The sequence below is a fragment of the Halolactibacillus sp. JCM 19043 genome (assembly GCF_001310395.1).
Taxonomy (GTDB): Bacteria; Bacillota; Bacilli; order Bacillales; family Amphibacillaceae; genus Halolactibacillus; species Halolactibacillus miurensis.
Map to the genome: position 1 here is coordinate 12,987 of NZ_BAXD01000018.1, position 17,331 is coordinate 30,317.

At 38.8% G+C, this 17,331-nt stretch carries 16 protein-coding genes and 2 pseudogenes; 14 read left to right on the top strand and 4 right to left on the bottom strand.

Features of this window, described 5'->3' with window-relative positions:
- Positions 1-104 precede the first annotated feature (104 nt).
- From JCM19043_RS09595 to JCM19043_RS09605, 3 genes are read right to left on the bottom strand one after another with little or no spacing between them, the layout of a single operon-like run.
- Positions 105-512, bottom strand: coding sequence for a DUF2871 family protein (locus JCM19043_RS09595; RefSeq protein WP_062322056.1), 408 nt, complete (start codon positions 510-512; stop codon positions 105-107).
- Entirely contained in the window at positions 496-1,911 is a 1,416-nt protein-coding gene (locus tag JCM19043_RS09600; RefSeq protein ID WP_062322058.1) for a sensor histidine kinase KdpD, read from the bottom strand. The genes JCM19043_RS09595 and JCM19043_RS09600 overlap by 17 nt, the downstream gene beginning before the upstream one ends.
- The gene (locus tag JCM19043_RS09605; protein ID WP_062322060.1) at positions 1,908-2,627 is read right to left on the bottom strand and encodes a response regulator transcription factor; all 720 of its coding nucleotides are present in this window, start codon (positions 2,625-2,627) and stop codon (positions 1,908-1,910) included. Before JCM19043_RS09605 ends, JCM19043_RS09600 begins: the two co-directional genes overlap by 4 nt.
- A 160-nt stretch (positions 2,628-2,787) precedes the next feature.
- Between JCM19043_RS09605 and JCM19043_RS09610 the strand changes: the two genes are divergently transcribed.
- Positions 2,788-3,453 carry a hypothetical protein gene (locus JCM19043_RS09610; protein ID WP_062322062.1) on the top strand — a complete coding sequence of 222 codons (666 nt, stop codon included), beginning with the start codon at positions 2,788-2,790 and terminating at the stop codon, positions 3,451-3,453.
- Between the two features lie 171 nt (positions 3,454-3,624).
- On the opposite strand, the gene JCM19043_RS09615 is transcribed toward JCM19043_RS09610, so the two are convergent.
- Positions 3,625-4,815: an ROK family transcriptional regulator gene (locus JCM19043_RS09615; protein ID WP_062322064.1), complete on the bottom strand. Its 1,191-nt coding sequence runs from the start codon at positions 4,813-4,815 to the stop codon at positions 3,625-3,627.
- A gap of 216 nt (positions 4,816-5,031) precedes the next feature.
- Here JCM19043_RS09615 and JCM19043_RS09620 point away from each other — a divergent pair, with 216 nt between their 5' ends.
- From JCM19043_RS09620 to JCM19043_RS09670, 13 genes and pseudogenes are all read left to right on the top strand, one after another.
- Entirely contained in the window at positions 5,032-6,312 is a 1,281-nt protein-coding gene (locus JCM19043_RS09620; protein ID WP_062322066.1) for a PTS sugar transporter subunit IIC, read from the top strand.
- Between the two features lie 25 nt (positions 6,313-6,337).
- Positions 6,338-7,237, top strand: coding sequence for a hypothetical protein (locus JCM19043_RS09625; RefSeq protein WP_062322068.1), 900 nt, complete (start codon positions 6,338-6,340; stop codon positions 7,235-7,237).
- Positions 7,238-7,249: 12 nt separating this feature from the next.
- Complete coding sequence (locus tag JCM19043_RS09630) at positions 7,250-7,567, top strand: PTS sugar transporter subunit IIB (RefSeq protein ID WP_089854835.1); 318 nt, start codon at positions 7,250-7,252, stop codon at positions 7,565-7,567.
- 11 nt (positions 7,568-7,578) lie between these two features.
- Positions 7,579-7,887, top strand: coding sequence for a PTS lactose/cellobiose transporter subunit IIA (locus tag JCM19043_RS09635; RefSeq protein WP_062322070.1), 309 nt, complete (start codon positions 7,579-7,581; stop codon positions 7,885-7,887).
- 244 nt (positions 7,888-8,131) lie between these two features.
- A complete protein-coding gene (locus JCM19043_RS09640) occupies positions 8,132-9,490 on the top strand; it encodes a metallophosphoesterase (RefSeq protein WP_062322072.1) in 1,359 nt (452 codons plus the stop codon).
- A 141-nt stretch (positions 9,491-9,631) separates the two neighbouring features.
- Positions 9,632-10,057: a glycosyl hydrolase 53 family protein gene (locus JCM19043_RS17630; RefSeq protein ID WP_255349956.1), complete on the top strand. Its 426-nt coding sequence runs from the start codon at positions 9,632-9,634 to the stop codon at positions 10,055-10,057.
- Positions 9,955-10,629 (top strand): glycosyl hydrolase 53 family protein, encoded by a 675-nt coding sequence (locus JCM19043_RS17635; protein WP_231631485.1) that lies wholly within the window; start codon positions 9,955-9,957, stop codon positions 10,627-10,629. Before JCM19043_RS17630 ends, JCM19043_RS17635 begins: the two co-directional genes overlap by 103 nt.
- A gap of 218 nt (positions 10,630-10,847) precedes the next feature.
- A complete protein-coding gene (locus JCM19043_RS09650; protein ID WP_231631486.1) occupies positions 10,848-11,525 on the top strand; it encodes a LacI family DNA-binding transcriptional regulator in 678 nt (225 codons plus the stop codon).
- A gap of 8 nt (positions 11,526-11,533) precedes the next feature.
- Positions 11,534-11,806 (top strand): substrate-binding domain-containing protein, encoded by a 273-nt coding sequence (locus tag JCM19043_RS17640; RefSeq protein ID WP_231631487.1) that lies wholly within the window; start codon positions 11,534-11,536, stop codon positions 11,804-11,806.
- Between the two features lie 214 nt (positions 11,807-12,020).
- Positions 12,021-12,401 carry a VOC family protein gene (locus JCM19043_RS09655; RefSeq protein ID WP_062322074.1) on the top strand — a complete coding sequence of 127 codons (381 nt, stop codon included), beginning with the start codon at positions 12,021-12,023 and terminating at the stop codon, positions 12,399-12,401.
- A gap of 253 nt (positions 12,402-12,654) precedes the next feature.
- The gene (gene licT, locus JCM19043_RS09660; RefSeq protein WP_062322075.1) at positions 12,655-13,521 is read left to right on the top strand and encodes a BglG family transcription antiterminator LicT; all 867 of its coding nucleotides are present in this window, start codon (positions 12,655-12,657) and stop codon (positions 13,519-13,521) included.
- Positions 13,522-13,806: 285 nt separating this feature from the next.
- A pseudogene (locus JCM19043_RS09665) lies at positions 13,807-15,740 on the top strand (beta-glucoside-specific PTS transporter subunit IIABC).
- Between the two features lie 113 nt (positions 15,741-15,853).
- Positions 15,854-17,286: pseudogene (locus JCM19043_RS09670) on the top strand (glycoside hydrolase family 1 protein).
- The last annotated feature ends 45 nt before the right edge of the window (positions 17,287-17,331 follow it).

Here is a 17,331-nt window from a genome sequence, read left to right on the forward strand (position 1 = left end):
CACTTTTCGGAGTTTCAAAGACTTAATCATGAAGACAAGAAAAAGTCCCAAGTAAGCGATAGTTACTTGGGACGTGATTTAGTCATGTTAGCGAAAGTTAAAGGTTATAGCGCTTTTTTCACTCGGAATAGGATCATGATGAGCGTCACTGCTAACACGATGTGCCCGATGCCTGATATGCCAGAAATCGACGCGTTTAGTGCACTTGACATAGTCGTGCCCAGTACCTCGGTTACACCACGGATCAAAAATCCGATAATACTAATGTTCAGTCCTATGTGATAACCAATCACAAGGCCTTTGGTCTTTGGAAAACGTGACCAAGCGAATTGCTTTTCTAGAATCAATAGAAACAAGAAGAAAAATAGACCTAAGCTGATATAATGCCCATGGATTAAAGATAGGCGAGTACTTTCTGTATAGCCCGATAACTTAGTAAACTCACGATAAAAAACACCTGATGTGAGTCCTAAAATAGTATAAACGATAGCGGCATTAAGATAATGTTTCATTGGATGGTATCCTCCTTAAATGAATGGTTATTTTTAGTCCGCCAAGCGGACTTTTTTCTGCTTTTATACGCCCTTCATGAGCCTCCACAATGTCTTTTGCAATGGCCATTCCCAGTCCACTGCCCTCACTTTTGGCCTGTGTATGTGTTCCTCTGTAATAGCGTGTGAATATATGGTCTAGTTCCTGATCACTTACCCCTACGCCATTGTCATCAATATGAATGGTTACCCAATGCTCATCACGACTGTCCACATGGACATTCACCGAAACAGGCGCTTCATTGTGTACAAAACTATTGTAAACTAAATTGAGCAACGCGCGTTTAAATAGTGACTTATCTAGTTTAACTGAGACGACATCATGCGTGTGTGTAAAGGCCACTGTATGGTCTTGGTTTAAAAGACGCGGACTGTTGAGTACGTCAATTAAATCACGCTTAATCTCCTGTATAAGATTAACGGGTTCGCACTGCAAAAAATGATCAGAGTGTTTCAAGCGCGTCGTTAAATTTAAGTCTGCAAGCAATGTTTCAATATACGTGCCTTTTTTTACTATCACTTCTTTATAATGTTGCCGTTCTTCTTCGCTCATGTCATCACAAGCTTCACCTAACAGTTCTCCGTACCCCATCATAGATGTTAACGGCGTCTTGATATCATGAGACAGGTTTGAAATCCATTCCTCACGCATGGCATCAGCTTCTTCACTTGCTTTTCTAGACGCAGCGAGTTGTATGCTCAGCTGATTCATTGCCTTCTCAACAACGGCATAAATGCCACGTCCTGGCTCTTTGGTTTGATAATCGCCTTCTGAAAGCAGGACAATTCGGTTGGTGATTCTATGAATAGGTCGGCTTATGCTATACGTATAAATATAACTGATCATCAACAAGACCATGACATTCATCCCTAACAGCCAATACATATTGTAAGCTGCGCTAACTTTTTTTGTATCTGAGGTGTACAGTGTTCGCTTAACTTGATCAGGATGGTAAAATAGCAGCGCCGTGTAGGGCGTTTCTACGATTGAAATCGTTTCAACAAACGTTGTAACAGCATCATTCTCATAAAGTTCAATAATGGTATTAGGACTGTACACAGTTGCGGTGTCTGTAGGAACATTATAACGAAGCACTTCTTTAAACTGAGGATTTAGCAATTGTAAACCTACAGTTGTTTGATCTAAATGCTCAGCCAGTTCGGGAGTGAGGCTAAACGTGTGTCCTTCTTCATGCAAAATACCTTGATCAATCTGAGTCAGCGTTGTCGATGGGGTAAAGTGGTATAAATCAGCTTCTTTATAGACATAGCTCCGCATGTAAAAAATATTGATGATGACGATAAACAAGCAAGCGATAAAAAAAGAACCGGCATAATGCATCATAATTCTAACCCTCATGCATCCCCACCTCTTAAGACAAACTTGTAGCCAAGCCCTATCACCGTTTGAATCCATTTAGGACGAGAAGGTTCCTCTTCTATTTTGAGTCGCAATTTTCTCATATGCACAGAGATGGTGTTATCAAATCCAATGAAGTCTTCGCCCCATACGGCATCACAGATCATTTCTTTGCTTAGAATTCGATTGGGATTCTGTACGAGATAAAGGAGTAACGTGAGCTCTTTTGCCGTAAAATCTAATATTTCGCCATTCTTATACACTATTCGCGCTTTAGAATCGACGGTTATGTTGCCAAAGGTGATGTTTGAATGCGGGTCTTCTTTTTTTTCATTAGGTGTGACCCTCAACCGAGCTTTCACCCGAAAGGCGACTTCTTTTGCGCTGAAAGGTTTGGTGATGTAATCGTCTGCCCCCATAGCAAATCCAAGTAGACGATCCATTTCCTCGTCTTTTGCGGAAATAAATAAAATAGATACGGGTTTGATTGCTTGCAGTTTTGAAAACAAATCATAGCCGTTGCCATCAGGCAACATGATATCTAGTAGCACCAAGTCAGGCATGATGCTCTTAAAACTTTCTAGTCCATCTTTTGCGGTATGAGCAGTATGAATATGACTAAACCCCTCACGCGTTAGCACTGTTTTAAGCAAATCGGCAATGTCTTGTTCGTCATCTATGATGAGAATGGTCGAACGATACGTTTTTTCATTCATGACATCGACCTCCAATTTTTTTCATTATACCATAGCCAGTCATTTTAAATGGTGAACCTTAACCGATTTAAGATGAAATTAAGATGCGCTTAAAGCAGGTTTTAATCGGCTTCTCTATACTAAGATTATCACTACACTTACCTCAAAAAGGAGCGTTTTTATGCAAGCAATTATGGAACCAATTTTTCATGTCCCGTATCTTACCACTGTCGTCCTTATCGGACTCACAATGATAAGAACATCTAATGGCAACAACTATTTTAAATGGTTTGGCATTATGTCTGTCACATTGGGTTTAGGTGATGCTTTTCATCTGATTCCTAGAATCATTGCCTTAGTAACGACAGGTTTTGAAGATCATGCTGTCTCGCTTGGTTTTGGCAAGTTTGTTACGTCAATAACCATGACCATTTTTTATTTAATCCTCTATACGCTTTGGAAAAAACGTTACGCTATTTCAAACGTTCCAAAACTGGATAGTGCAATGTGGCTTCTTGCCACAATCCGCATTGCTCTTTGCTTCTTTCCGCAAAATCAATGGTTTATTCATGAACCAGCTGTCACATGGGCGATTCACCGCAATATCCCTTTTGCGATTATGGGTCTTATCATCATCGTTCTTTTTTATAAAAGTGGGGTCCGACACAACGATAAAAACGTTAAAAAAATAGCGCTTGCTGTCGTTTTATCTTTTGGTTTTTACATACCTGTTGTCCTTTGGGCGCACGTTCATATGCTCATTGGTATGCTGATGATTCCAAAGACGCTCGCCTATGTATGGATCATATTCATTGGATTTGGAGAGTTTCGACAATCGCGTCAATAAACATATGCTGAATTTTAAATGTGACCCGTTCATTTAAAGCAAACAGATGGAATTAAAAAGATTGGGTCTATCAAAAAAATCTTAGACAATATGAATAGCGTCACATCAAAGGGAAAGTTTTGATGTGACGCTATTATGTTTGCGCCTCTATTTCGAGTGTTCTTCAGAAGATTAGTTATGTGGAAAAGCAATTAAATCATACGTTATCGCAATAGCCGCCCCGCCAACAGCGCCGTTAAAAGAGTTATAGGGTTCTACCAGAACGTCTTGTCGTTGTTCAAATCCTTTTAGTAAAGGTTTAAAAGATAATTGTTCATGCAGTAGGTCAATTAAAGGTGCATATTTAAACAATTTCCCATGAACATATACTTTTTCTGCATCAATCATCATATTTAAATTTGTTAACGATACAGCTAAGTATTTAATCGCTTGATGCAGTAAAGTCGTCATTGTTCGGTCACCGAGCTTAGCCGCCGTAAGCAAATCATCCATTGTTAAAGCTTCTTTATTATTACTTAACTCTCTAAGAAAGGTTGTTTGGTTAGCGTCATAAACGAGTCGCGCTTTTCTCATTAACCACGTTTCACTCGCGTAAGTTTGGAGACAACCGTATTTACCGCATTCACATAATTCACCTTCTGGATTTACGATCGTGTGTCCCATCTCTCCAATTAAAAAATTATCTTTTCGATATAACTTATTTTCAAACATATAAGAATAATGCATGCCATGTCCAACATGGAAATAAATAAAGTTTTCTGATTGTATGTCTGTTGTAAATAATCTCTTAGCTATAGTCATCGCGTTTACATTATTATCAAAATACATCGGTTGTGAAAAAGCCGCCTGTAACGTCTTTAAATTAAAGTGTTCCCAGCGCTTATTATTCGTGAGGATCTCATCCGGCTTTTGTTGATTATAATGTCCAGGTAAACTAACACCTATGGCTCTGACTTGTTGATTAAATGGAGATAAGAACGCCTTTAATGTCTGAATGTAATCAGTCACGGAGTGCATAGATAACTGATCAGAAGGATAGTGTTTTTCTCTTGTTATAACGTCACCTGTATTATCCGTTAGCACAAAACTAAATCGAGATTCTGATATTTCTGATCCAACAAAATAAAAACGTTCTTTAGGAATATCTAATAGAATCTTTTTTCTTCCAGCTGTTGGTTGATTATTCATTTGTCCTGTTTCTACAATGCTTTCTTCTTCTAATAGATCAGCTGTTATTGTACTGACTGTTGCTGGAGTGATGCCAGTATCTTTAGCGATATCTATTCGAGATATCGGTCGCTCAGCATAAATCTTTTCTAATATCGTTGCGCGTATGAGTTGTTGTTTTTTTGTTAAAGACATCGTGTCCGCCCCTTTAATCGTGCTATTTCTAGATTATAGCATAAATTAATTATAAATAATAATTAATTGACCAAAAACTATTGACAACGGTTTCAGTCTAGTTCTATAATAACAAGGTAATTAATTATAAAAAGTAATTAATTATATCTTTAATATTAATAAAGTCATTTATTTGATTATAAAAAATAAATAAATGACAAGAAGAGGAGGATTTTGATGAAAAATATTAATCAGGTGTTACAAGAAAAATTAATGCCGTTTGCGGGTAAGTTAGGAAACAACAAATTTTTAATTGCGATCCGCGATGGGATTACCATGGCTATGCCACTCATCATCATTGGTTCGCTATTAATGGTCATTGCCAGTTTTCCTGTTCCCGGTTGGGAAGATTTCTTAGGTACGATCGGCGTGTCTGGTTACTTATGGAAAGGTGTAGACAGTAGTTTTGGGTTGATTGGTTTAATTGCTAGTTTTGGTATTGCTTATAGTCTTACTAAACAGTATAAAGTTGATGGTGTCGCCTCAGGTATTATCTCACTGGCAGCCTTTATAACGGTTACCCCCTTTGTTACATCAGATATGGGCGCAGGGATGCCAACGACGTTTATGGCTGCGCGTGGGTTGTTTGTTGCTATTATTTTAGGTCTTACCAATGGTTATGTCTATCAATGGTTTATAAATAAAAACATACGAATTAAATTACCGGACAGTGTGCCACCAGCTGTCGCAAAAAGCTTTAGTGCCATTATTCCAGGCGCCGTCATTATAGTTTTTTGGTTATTTGTCTACGGTCTAATTGATACCTTTAACTGGCCACATATACACGAGCTAGCCCAAGTCGTGTTAGGTAAACCGTTAGGTCTACTCGGTAATAATGTATTTGGCGTCTCCATTTTAGTCGGTTTAAATAGTTTGTTTTGGTTTGTAGGTATTCACGGTGGAAATATTGTGAACTCGGTTATGCAACCCCTTTGGTTGTCCAACCTTGATCAAAACCGTGCGGCATACCAAGCGGGAGAAGAACTCCAACATATTTTCACAACGGTTTTCATGGACAATTTTGTTTACATTGGTGGTGGAGGAGCAACGATTGGTTTAGTTTTAGCTTTAGCCTATTTAGCAAAGAAAAAGAATGCCAGCCGTCAATCTCGTGTCTTAACCCCGTTAACAGTTGTCCCGGGCTTGTTTAATATTAATGAGCCAACAATGTTTGGTGTACCGGTTGTCCTCAATGTGCTATTGATTGTGCCGTTTATTTTAGCGCCTATCTTTAACTTAGTGATCGCTTATATAACGATGTTATCAGGGTTGGTACCACTTACGTATACCGCACCATCATGGACGATGCCGCCAATTATCAGTGGTGTTTTAGCAACGGGTAGTGTGAGTGCATCCATCTTACAATTGGTGTTAATTGTTATCGATATTTTACTATATTTACCGTTTGTGTTAGCGGTTGAAAAAAGGTTTAAAGCGGATGAATTATCTAGTAACTAAAAGTATATTTTAAGGAGAGAACAACATGGTTAAGCGTCTCATAAGTGCAAATGCTTCTGACATTTTAGCATTATCGAAAGAAGAACTAAAGTTAAGTATAAAAGCAAGTGAGGGTCGGGTTATTTGTTCAGAAAATGTCGCCCCAAGGGAATCGTTCATTGGTGATATAACAAATGCAGAAATGGCGCGTGCTTTCGGGGCAGATCTTATATTATTAAATGGTGTCGATGTATTTGAACCTGTTATTTTTGGTTTAGAGCATAGTGCATGTGACTTTGTTGAAAAGCTTCATCACTTAACAGGAGCACCAATCGGTGTGAACTTAGAGCCCGTTGATACAGAGGCAGAAATGAACGAAGACACGCTAGTGATTTCTAAAGGTCGACAGGCTTCAAAAGCATCTTTTGAACAAATTGAAACATTAGGGATGGATTTTGTCTGTCTAACAGGGAATCCGGGAACAGGTGTCAGTAACAAAGAAATTGAAAAAGCGATTGAATTAGCCAAAGAACATTTTTCAGGATTAATTATTGCTGGAAAAATGCATGGTGCTGGTGTGAATGAGCCGGTTGTTTCAACAGCACAAGTTAAAAGCTTTATCGATAAAGGTGCAGACATTATTTTAGTCCCAGCCGTTGGGACGGTACCCGGTTTTGATGCGGCAACATTAACAGAAATTGTTCAACATGTTCATGCGCATGATGGTTTAGTGATGACGGCAATAGGCACCAGTCAGGAAAGTTCTGATGAAGATACGATTAAACAGATAGCGATTCAGAATAAAATTTGTGGGGTTGATATTCAACATATCGGTGATGCGGGTTATGGCGGTCTCGCGCCCGTTGAAAATATCTTTGCTATGAGTAAAGCCATTAGAGGTATGCGTCATACGGTCTCTCGTGTAGCAAGATCAATCAATAGATAAGGGGTGTTAAATGTGGAAAATAAACAGATCATGTTAGTGTGTGCAGCAGGAATGAGTACAAGCTTGTTGGTCGGAAAAATGCAAACTTTTTCTAAAGAAACGGCACGTCATCATAATATCTTTGCGCTATCTTCTTCAGAAGCCGATAGTTATATTAAAGAGTCTGCGGTTGATGTGATTTTACTGGGACCACAAGTGCGTTTTATGTTAGATGACTTTAAGAAAAAAGTCGCAGGTTTAGATATACCGGTTGATGTTATTCCGATGTCAGACTACGGTATGATGCACGGGGAAAATGTGTTATTGTTAGCAGAAAAATTAATGAAGTAAGGGTGTAAAATATGGATAACAAAAAAATTATGGCAGTCATTATGGGGATCATTACACATAGTGGGGATGCAAAGAGTCATGCGATGGAAGCGATTAAAGCGGCACGTGAGGGTGATTTTGAAAAGGCAGATGATTCAATTAAGCAAGCAGAAAGAGCGTTTGTAGAGGCCCACCATAGCCAAACCGCCTTACTGACAAAAGAAGCGCAAGGGCAGAAAACAGAGGTGTCATTACTTATGGTACACGCACAAGATCATCTTATGACTAGTATGACATTTACGGACCTAGCAAAAGAAATCATTTTCCTACATCAAAAGTGAAAGAGATAAGAGAGAACTAAAAAGTAAAAAAACAAAAAGCATAAAAGTAATGAAACGACGGTCTTATATCAATAATAAAAGAAGAGCCGATAGCTTAGCTATTTGCTCTTCTTTTATGTTTAAATCGTGATAAAGGCTATTGGTAATTTCTTTAAATGTGACGGATACGTTTAAGTTGTCAAATGGTGATGCATTCGGTACGCTTATAGTAATCATGACAGATAAGTAAAAGAGGTTAACGATAATGAAACGTCCATTAATTATATTTTTGATACTTACTAGCTTAAGCTTAGTCGTGTTAGGTTTCCAGTCATTGATCAGAGAACCAATGGTGGCTGTTGATATTAATAAGCATGTCACATCGGTTGTCGAATCAGATGAAGAGATTGCTATCATGCTGGCAACGGATTTGCATTATTTAACGGATGCGTTAATTGAACAAGGACCCGTGTATGATGATTTATTTCAAGCTGGTGATGGGAAAATGTTATATGATTTAGAGCTCATTGTCGATAGCTTTGTTAGAGAAGTTCTTAAAGTAAAACCTGATGCCGTCGTAATCAGCGGTGATTTAACGCTTAACGGTGAAAAGTTAAGTCATGAACATTTATCAAATAAACTTGAAGTATTAAGAGAGAAAGGTATCGCGGTGCTTGTTATTCCAGGTAACCATGACATTAATAATTATCATGCTTCACGCTTTACAAAAGATAAGGTGTTCCGGGTAGAAAAAACATCGCCTGACGATTTTGACCAAATTTATCAACAAGATATCACGCAGGTTGTTTCAAAAGATGAGTCCTCACTTAGTTATGTCGCAGCATTACGTGACGATCTATGGCTTGTGATGCTTGATACCGTAAAATACGAAGATAACAGTAAACAAACCCCGTCACAACCGTCAGGTAGGGTAAGACAAGAAACAGAGCTGTGGTTAGAAAATGTACTAGAAGAAGCAAGCATACAAGGTGTCCAGCCGATTGTTGCCTCGCATCATAATTTACTTGAACATCACCCTCACATGAATCGCAACTTTACGATTGAACATAACCACCGCATAAAAGAACTATTTCAAACGTTTGGGGTAAAAACACATTTTAGTGGGCATATCCATGTACAACATACAGCGGTGGAAGATGATTTGTATGATATTGCCACCGGTGCCTTAAGTGTTTATCCGCATTTGTATGGTTTAGTAACGATTGATGAAGATCAAACATTACGGTACGAAGCGGTCTCGTTAGAGGTGCCGGGTGAATTTTCATTAGCAAATGAGGATCATCAAGATACGGATGAAACAGTTAATTTTCATATGTATAGCCAGGCTACGTTTGAATCTATTAGTTATGATAAAGCAATGAGCCGTGTCTTATTGTATGATTTACCACTGGATGAGACAAGACAAATGGCGACGGTTTTCACTAAGTTTAATACGAGCTTTTTTAGTGGAACTTTAAAAGATGATCACGAAGCAATCAAAGCCTTACCAGGTTATCCATTATGGGATCAAACGGGTGATACATCACTGAAGTGGTATATGTTTAGTGAGTTAGAAGGTCCTTTTTTTGATCATCAGACGATAGATATATTACATGAAAAATAGTTATGAGGTTTTTGGTGTGAGCTTAGATATTCGTGGAGTAGATGTGTCAATGTTAGCAGCAGTTGAAAATGGAGGTGGGAATTTTGCAAAAAGGGTCAAGCAACGGATATATTTACTATTCTGAAGTCCTCTGGTGTTAATTTGATTCGCTTAAGATTATGGGTGGATCCTTACAATGAGACTGGTCAACCGTATGGCGGGGGCACGAATGATTTACAGACAACGATTGCCTTAGCAAAGCGTTTAAAAGCAGAGCGTCTCGCCTTTATGTTAGATCTTCATTATTCAGACTTTTGGGCAGACCCTGGAAAACAAATGAAACCGAAGGCTTGGGAAAAATTAAGCTTTGATGACTTACAAAAGCAAGTCTATAGTTATACAAAACATGTTCTTCGTCAATTAGAAGAAGAAAACGTTTTGCCAGAGTATGTTCAAGTGGGCAATGAAGTGACGAACGGGATGTTGTGGCTGATGGAAAGACGCCAATTTTTTCACCAGAAGCTAACCAGTTTGAAGATGAACAAACCGGTGCGTTACAAAAGGGGCAGCAAGCATTTGATCGTTTAAGTATATTGTTGAAAGCAGGCGTTAAAGCGGTGCGTGAATATCCAAATATGAAGGTACTCCTTCACTTGGATTTTGGTGGGGCTAGTTATTTATATGAACGCTGGTTTAAAGAAATCATCGCCCGTGGGGTTGATTTTGATATTATTGGCCTATCGTATTACCCGTTTTGGCATGGGACATTAGCGGATCTAACAAAAACAATGACACTAGCGGGTAAGCTGTTTGAAAAGGATCTCATGATCGTTGAAACGTCCTTTGGTTTTACTGATCAGTCACCTAATGGAGAAGTGAATATTTTTTCAGATACACTGGCAAAAATCGCTGGATATCCCGCCAGTACCGAAGGTCAAACGGCTTTTTTAACAGACTTAATTGCCACGATTGATGAGGTGAAAGGTGAGGGTTATAAAGGTTTAGGCTTCGTTTACTGGGAGCCTAGTTGGTTACCTGTTAAAGGGGCGACATGGGCAACAAAAGCCGGCATGGCCTATATTAATGAAAATGCGGAAGAAGGCAATCACTGGCTAATCAGGGTTTATTTGATTTTAAAGGTGATGCTCTACCAGGATTAGATGTATTTAAGCAATAATTAATTAATAAAAAAGCATCCTCGTTACGCGAGAAGTCTCTCTAACGCCGACGCATGCTTTCTATATCTTAGTATAGCTGATGAAACCCGTTTCATATCAAGGGATTATTAGTAATTATTTACGGATATCAGAAACGTCATAACAATAAAAGTGATATTGAGAGGGAAATCAAAGACAATGAAAGGGGTGAACTATGCATAATGACGAATATAAAAGATTTAGCTAAACGAGCAGGTGTATCAGTTACAACGGTCTCACGGGTATTAAACCATCACCCCTATGTCAGTGAAGCGAAGCGAATAAAGGTTGAGCGGGCTATTGATGAAACAGGGTACTTACAAAATATGAATGCGGTTCATTTGAGTAAGGGGAAGACGAACGTCATTGGTGTTATTTTACCTTTTCTTGATCACCCGTATTTTGCTCAAGTGCTGATTGGGATAAGTGAAAAGGCACAAGCAAAAGGACAAACACTCATGCTATTTCCGACAAACTATGATGCAGAAAAAGAACAAGAAGCGCTACTCATGTTGCGGCAAAAACAATTGGACGGGGTGATTGTTTGTTCGAGAGTGACGCCGCTTCATGTGTTAGAAGATTACGTTCAGTACGGTCCGATTGTCTTGTTAGAACAACGAAAGTCCGATCAGTTTTCGTCTGTCTTTGTGGACCACCAAGATGTTTTTAACCAAGCTTTAGAATATTTATATCAAAAAGGTCATCGTAACATTGGCTATACAATCTACCGCCGAAACGGCACGCATTCAAAAGTACGAGAAGAAACTTATCGTGCATTTTTAGCCCGCCATGATCTCCCCTTTAACAAAGACTATTGTTTGATGGTGCCTTGTATTTGGAAGATAGTATCGATGTGTTAACAAAGCTGATGAAGCTAGAGCCCTCACCAACTGCATTACTTATCACAAGTGATCAAGTCGCAGCGGGATTTTTAATTCATGCTAAAGCATTTGGTCTAACTATACCAGAGGAGTGTGCAGTTATCGGACTGAATGATGAGCCTATCGCAAAAGCATTAAAGTTAACAACCATCCATATCCCGCTAAAAGCGATGGGAGAAGCTTTGTTAGACCAAGTGTTATCACCACATCGAGAGAATAGGCCATTTGATATTACTCTGATTGAACGGCAAACCGTTTGACTTGTTATAGCACACACAAATCATTCTACAAGGTGACAGAACGGAGTAGAAACAAGAAAGCTTCTTTTACACTATAATTATTTGTCATAATCTAATATCGCTTTTATCTACTGCATTTTTCGGGTAATGTACAGTATACAGATAGTCTAATGATGAAACAATTGTATATACTACATTAGTTGAGTGATAACATCTTTAGATAGGAGTGAGGAAAATGAGAATTGATCATGTTGCTTTATGGGTCAAAGACCTAGAAAAAATGGTGTTTTTCTACACAAAACATTTTGGTGCAACGGCGGGTAATCGCTATACGAATAAAGAGAAAGGTTTCCAGTCATATTTTCTAACGTTTGAATCCGGAGCACGCTTGGAACTAATGTCGCGGACAGATGTGACCGAAAAAGATGATGAACAGGTGTTAGGTTGGGCGCATATAGCGATTAGTTTAGGTTCAAAAGAAAAAGTTGATCAATTAACCGATGAACTATGTCGGAAAGGTTACTGCCATATGGACGGTCCAAGAACGACCGGGGATGGTTATTATGAAAGTGTCGTTTTAGATCCAGAAGGGAATCATTTAGAATTAACGATTTGATGTGCGGAATATAAGAATTAAAAGCTCAATCTTATTGGTTGGGCTTTTTGTTGTATAACAGATTTTATTGCTGTTGATAATGAAATGGTGATGAAAAATTGTCTTCACTTTATGATTCTGTGTTAGGATAAAATTAATATTTACTTGTCAGAATGAATAAACTATGATAGAAAATAATTGACCTTAAGTTTTAAAATGACAGACTGTGACATGAGCGATAGGGATGTAGAAAAAATCCAACAGGGGTGAGAAAGTGGAGATTTTGAAAGTATTGAACAACAATGTCGTCACCACTTTGAATGAGAATGGTCAGGAAATGGTTGTGATGGGGAGAGGTCTTGCGTTTCAAAAGAAACCTGGTCAGACGATTGATCCATCAGCTATTGAAAAACAATTTATCTTAAAAGATAAAGAGACATCAGGAAAACTTGACCAACTGTTAAAGTACACATCAGAAGAGTATTTAGATTTAGCATCAGAAATTCTCATTTATGCACAAAAGCACGTGCCGTATGAACTGAATGAATATTTATATGTCGCCTTAACTGATCACTTGAGTTTTGCGATTGCGCGGTTCAAACAAGGCATTGAGTTAAAGAACAATTTGTTGTATGAAGTGAGAAAGTATTATAAGCGTGAATATCAAATCGCTAAACGTTGTTTAGATATTATCGAAAATAGAACCGGTATTCGTCTTAATGAAGATGAGGCAGGCTCGATTGCCCTGCACTTAGTCAACAGTCAGTTGACGGGTGAAAACATGCAGGCGGCGGTTCAAGTAACCGAGATGGTTGATAATATTTTAAATATCGTCAAGTACTTTTACCAAATGGAACTCGATGAAACAACGATCAACTATGAGCGCTTTGTCACACATTTACGTTATTTCGCCGTGCGCTTTATTCGCAAAGAAGTACCAGAAGACACCGTGGATGACTTTATGCATGAACAAGTGATGCGAAAATATAGTCAAGCGTATCAATGTACTGAGCGGATTAATCTGTATTTAGAAAAGAATGTTGATTGGCCACTCTCACAAGATGAACGTGTCTATTTAACCGTTCATATTCACCGAGTAACGTACCGTGAATATAAAGAAAATCAACAAAAGCAACAGTAATCATCATTTAATTGTAAATATATTCAATTTAAATAGTTCTTAATGATTAAAAGTAAATAAATTATGAAAACGCTTTAAATATTTGTTGACAGATGTTTTTCCTCATGATAAATTGAAGTTGTTAATTAATTAACACGACAAACTGAATATTAAACATTTAGGAATGTTACCTTTTTGGGCATAACCTGGATCAATCTTACGGACACGACACGTGTGTGTCTCTGTGATTGATTCAGGTTTTTTTATTACCCAAATACAAACAACCAAAACGAAAGGGTGTTAAACATGAAACATGAACAATTAGCAAAAGACATTATTGAACGTGTCGGCGGTAAAAGCAATGTAAAAAGTGTGGTCCACTGTATTACGCGGTTACGTTTTAAATTAAAAGATGAGAAGAAAGCGGATACAGAGGCGCTAAAAAATATGGACGGCGTTGTGACCGTCATGCAGAGCGGGGGCCAGTATCAAGTCGTTATTGGTAATCACGTGTCTGACGTATACAAAGCGGTTGTTAGTGTCGGTGGATTTAAAGATGGAAGTGCAACGGATGACGAGGCAACCGATGAGCCGAGTGGTAGTTTATTTGATCGGTTTATTGATTTAATTGCTGGGATCTTCACACCAATTCTTGGCGTGTTAGCGGCATCTGGTATGATCAAAGGTCTCAATGCCCTGTTTGTAGCACTAGAATTTTTAACAGACACAAGTGGGACTTATCAAATTTTAAATGCAACAGGTGACGGACTCTTCTACTTCTTACCAATTTTACTTGGATATACAGCCATGAAGAAATTTGGTGGCACACCGTTTCTTGGTATGACCATTGCGATGGCGCTTGTCTATCCAGCACTTGAAGGTATTCCAGGTGCGACAGAGCCACTTTATACGTTGTTTAGTGGCACGATGTTTGAGTCACCCGTCTATATTGAATTTTTAGGTATTCCGGTTATTTTAATGACGTATTCTATGTCGGTTATTCCGATTATTATTTCAACGTTCTTTGCGGCTAAACTTGAAAAATTCTTCGCAAAAGTTGTACCATCTGTTGTTAAAATGTTCTTAGTGCCGATGTTAACTTTACTCATTATTGTACCCATCACCTTTATTGTCATTGGTCCAATTGCCACATGGGCAAGTCAGTTACTCGGTCAATTTACGGTTTGGGCGTATGATTTAAGTCCAGTGATTGCCGGAGCCATCTTAGGTGGTTTCTGGTTAGTGTTTGTTATGTTTGGTCTCCACTGGGGACTTGTGCCAATTGCGATTAATAACTTCGCAACACAAGGGTATGATGCGATTTTAGCGCTAGTTTTTTCACACTCTTGGGCACTTGCGGGTGCGATATTAGCTGTGTGGTTAAAATCTAGAGATAAGAAGATTAAAACATTAAGTGCACCAGCGTTTATTTCGTCGATCTTTGGTGTAACAGAACCTGGTATGTACGGTATTGCCTTACCTTTAAAGAGACCATTTATTATTACGTTGATTGCATCCGCGATTGGTGGAGCCATCTTAGGTTTCTTTAGAACAACAGGTTATGTCATGGGTGGACTTGGTGCCTTCCAGTTCCCAAGCTTTATTTCACCAGAAGGTTTTGATATGGGATTCTATGCCGCTGTGATTGCTGCTGTGTTAGGTTTTATTTTGGCTTTCGCCCTAACATGGGTATTCGGTGATATTAATAAAAAAGAAGCTGAATCACCTGTGACAGGTGTTAACACAGGAAAAAAGTAACGACGCCTGAAGCAGGTTTGGTTGAAACAACCGTTGTAACAAGTCCAATCAAAGGTCAGTTTGTAAAATTAGAAGATATTGATGACCAAGCGTTTAATTCAGGCGCACTCGGTTTAGGTATTGCGATTGAACCGACTGAAGGATTAGTTGTTGCACCTGTTTCAGGTAGTGTCACATCGCTTTTCCCAACGCATCATGCGATTGGGATCACATCAGATGAAGGCGCAGAAATTTTAATTCACGTTGGAATGGATACGGTTAGGTTAGAAGGTGAGCATTTTACCGCACACATTAAGCAAGGCGATCGCATTGAACGTGGTCAAAAACTCCTTTCGTTTGATATTGAAAAAATTAAAGCAGCTGGTTACCCGCTGACAACACCAGTGGTCGTAACAAATGCATCAAACTACCACGTCGAAGTAACCGTACCAGCAACAGTATCGACAGATGATTTAATTTTAGAACTTATTAGTAAAGGCTAAAGTAAGTCACGTTTTATTTATAGGGAAAAACTTCAGGTCAAAGAGCAAGTGAAAAAACGTGAAAACAGAGGGATTAAAAGTATGTGTAAGCAATAAAAAGGAGGACAATAATTATGAGTTATCCATTTAAAGAAGATTTTTTATGGGGCGGGGCAACTGCCGCCAATCAATTTGAAGGTGGTTTTAACGAAGGTGGCAAGGGCTTAAACTTAGCTGATGTGTTACCAGGTGGGAAAGCGCGTTTAAAATTACTCGCAAGTCCTGGATTTGATTTTGAAATTGATGAAGCAAACTATTCTTATCCAAACCATGAAGGTATTGATTTTTATCACCGTTATAAAGAAGATATTGCGTTATTTGCTGAGATGGGCTTTAAAGTGTTCCGCATGAGTATTGCGTGGAGTCGGATTTTTCCGAATGGTGATGAGTTAGAGCCAAGCGAAGAAGGGCTTGCCTTTTATGACCGCGTCTTTGATGAGTTAGCAAAATATGATATTGAGCCACTCGTGACGATCGCCCATTATGAAACGCCCCTGCACTTAATTAAAGCATACGGCGGTTGGAAGAACCGCCAGTTAATTGACTTCTTTGATCGTTATGTCGAGACAATCTTTACGCGCTATAAAGATAAAGTGACATACTGGCTGACCTTTAATGAGATTAACGGGGCGACCCATATGCCGCTCTTTGGTCTAGGTTTCTCACCGTCAAGTGAAGAAGCAAGATTGCAGGAGAGCTTCCAAGGCTTGCATCACCAGTTTGTCGCGAGTGCACGTGCGGTACAAAAAGGGCATGAAATTATTCCTGCTCACAAATTGGTTGTATGTTAATTTATGCGCCTGTCTATAGCTATGACTCAAATCCTGACAACGTCATGCATACGAGACGTGAAACGGATCTCTTTAACTTCTTCTGTGGTGATGTGCAAGTGCGCGGAGAATACCCGTACTTTATCGATCGCTACTTTGAAGAAAATGATATTAAGGTTGAAATGGAAGAAGGCGATCTCGATACCATTAAAAACGGGACCGTTGACTTTATTTCATTCAGTTACTATATGTCACGGACTGATAAAAAAGAAAAGACACCAGAAGAACTTGGTCAAGGGAATCTTATTGGCGGGGTGAAGAATCCATTCCTAAAAGCAAGTGACTGGGGCTGGGAAATTGATCCGGTTGGCTTACGTATCAGCTTAAATGAACTGTATGGTCGTTACCGTAAACCACTGATGGTCGTAGAGAATGGTTTAGGTGCGTATGATGAAGTCGAAGCTGATGGCTCTATTAATGATGATTACCGGATTGACTATTTACGTGAACATATTAAACAAATGGGTGAAGCAGTGAAAGACGGTGTTGACTTAATCGGTTACACGTCTTGGGGTTGTATTGACCTTGTCAGTGCGTCAACAGGGGAATATTCTAAACGTTACGGCTTCATCTATGTGGATAAGCATGATGACGGGTCTGGTACGTTAGAACGGAAGAAGAAAAAATCATTTGATTGGTATAAGAACGTCATCAAATCAAATGGTGCGCAGTTATAATTTTTAAACAAAGAGTTGCTATAAAAATGAGAAGTCCGCACTTAT

What these genes read in the sequence shown, in the direction of transcription:
- JCM19043_RS09595 (WP_062322056.1), bottom strand. Translation starts at nt 512, where the DNA reads ATGAAACATTATCTTAATGCCGCTATCGTTTATACTATTTTAGGACTC.
- JCM19043_RS09600 (WP_062322058.1), bottom strand. Translation starts at nt 1,911, where the DNA reads ATGAGGGTTAGAATTATGATGCATTATGCCGGTTCTTTTTTTATCGCT.
- JCM19043_RS09605 (WP_062322060.1), bottom strand. Translation starts at nt 2,627, where the DNA reads ATGAATGAAAAAACGTATCGTTCGACCATTCTCATCATAGATGACGAA.
- JCM19043_RS09610 (WP_062322062.1), top strand. Translation starts at nt 2,788, where the DNA reads ATGCAAGCAATTATGGAACCAATTTTTCATGTCCCGTATCTTACCACT.
- JCM19043_RS09615 (WP_062322064.1), bottom strand. Translation starts at nt 4,815, where the DNA reads ATGTCTTTAACAAAAAAACAACAACTCATACGCGCAACGATATTAGAA.
- JCM19043_RS09620 (WP_062322066.1), top strand. Translation starts at nt 5,032, where the DNA reads ATGAAAAATATTAATCAGGTGTTACAAGAAAAATTAATGCCGTTTGCG.
- JCM19043_RS09625 (WP_062322068.1), top strand. Translation starts at nt 6,338, where the DNA reads ATGGTTAAGCGTCTCATAAGTGCAAATGCTTCTGACATTTTAGCATTA.
- JCM19043_RS09635 (WP_062322070.1), top strand. Translation starts at nt 7,579, where the DNA reads ATGGATAACAAAAAAATTATGGCAGTCATTATGGGGATCATTACACAT.
- JCM19043_RS09640 (WP_062322072.1), top strand. Translation starts at nt 8,132, where the DNA reads ATGAAACGTCCATTAATTATATTTTTGATACTTACTAGCTTAAGCTTA.
- JCM19043_RS09650 (WP_231631486.1), top strand. Translation starts at nt 10,848, where the DNA reads ATGACGAATATAAAAGATTTAGCTAAACGAGCAGGTGTATCAGTTACA.
- JCM19043_RS17640 (WP_231631487.1), top strand. Translation starts at nt 11,534, where the DNA reads ATGAAGCTAGAGCCCTCACCAACTGCATTACTTATCACAAGTGATCAA.
- JCM19043_RS09655 (WP_062322074.1), top strand. Translation starts at nt 12,021, where the DNA reads ATGAGAATTGATCATGTTGCTTTATGGGTCAAAGACCTAGAAAAAATG.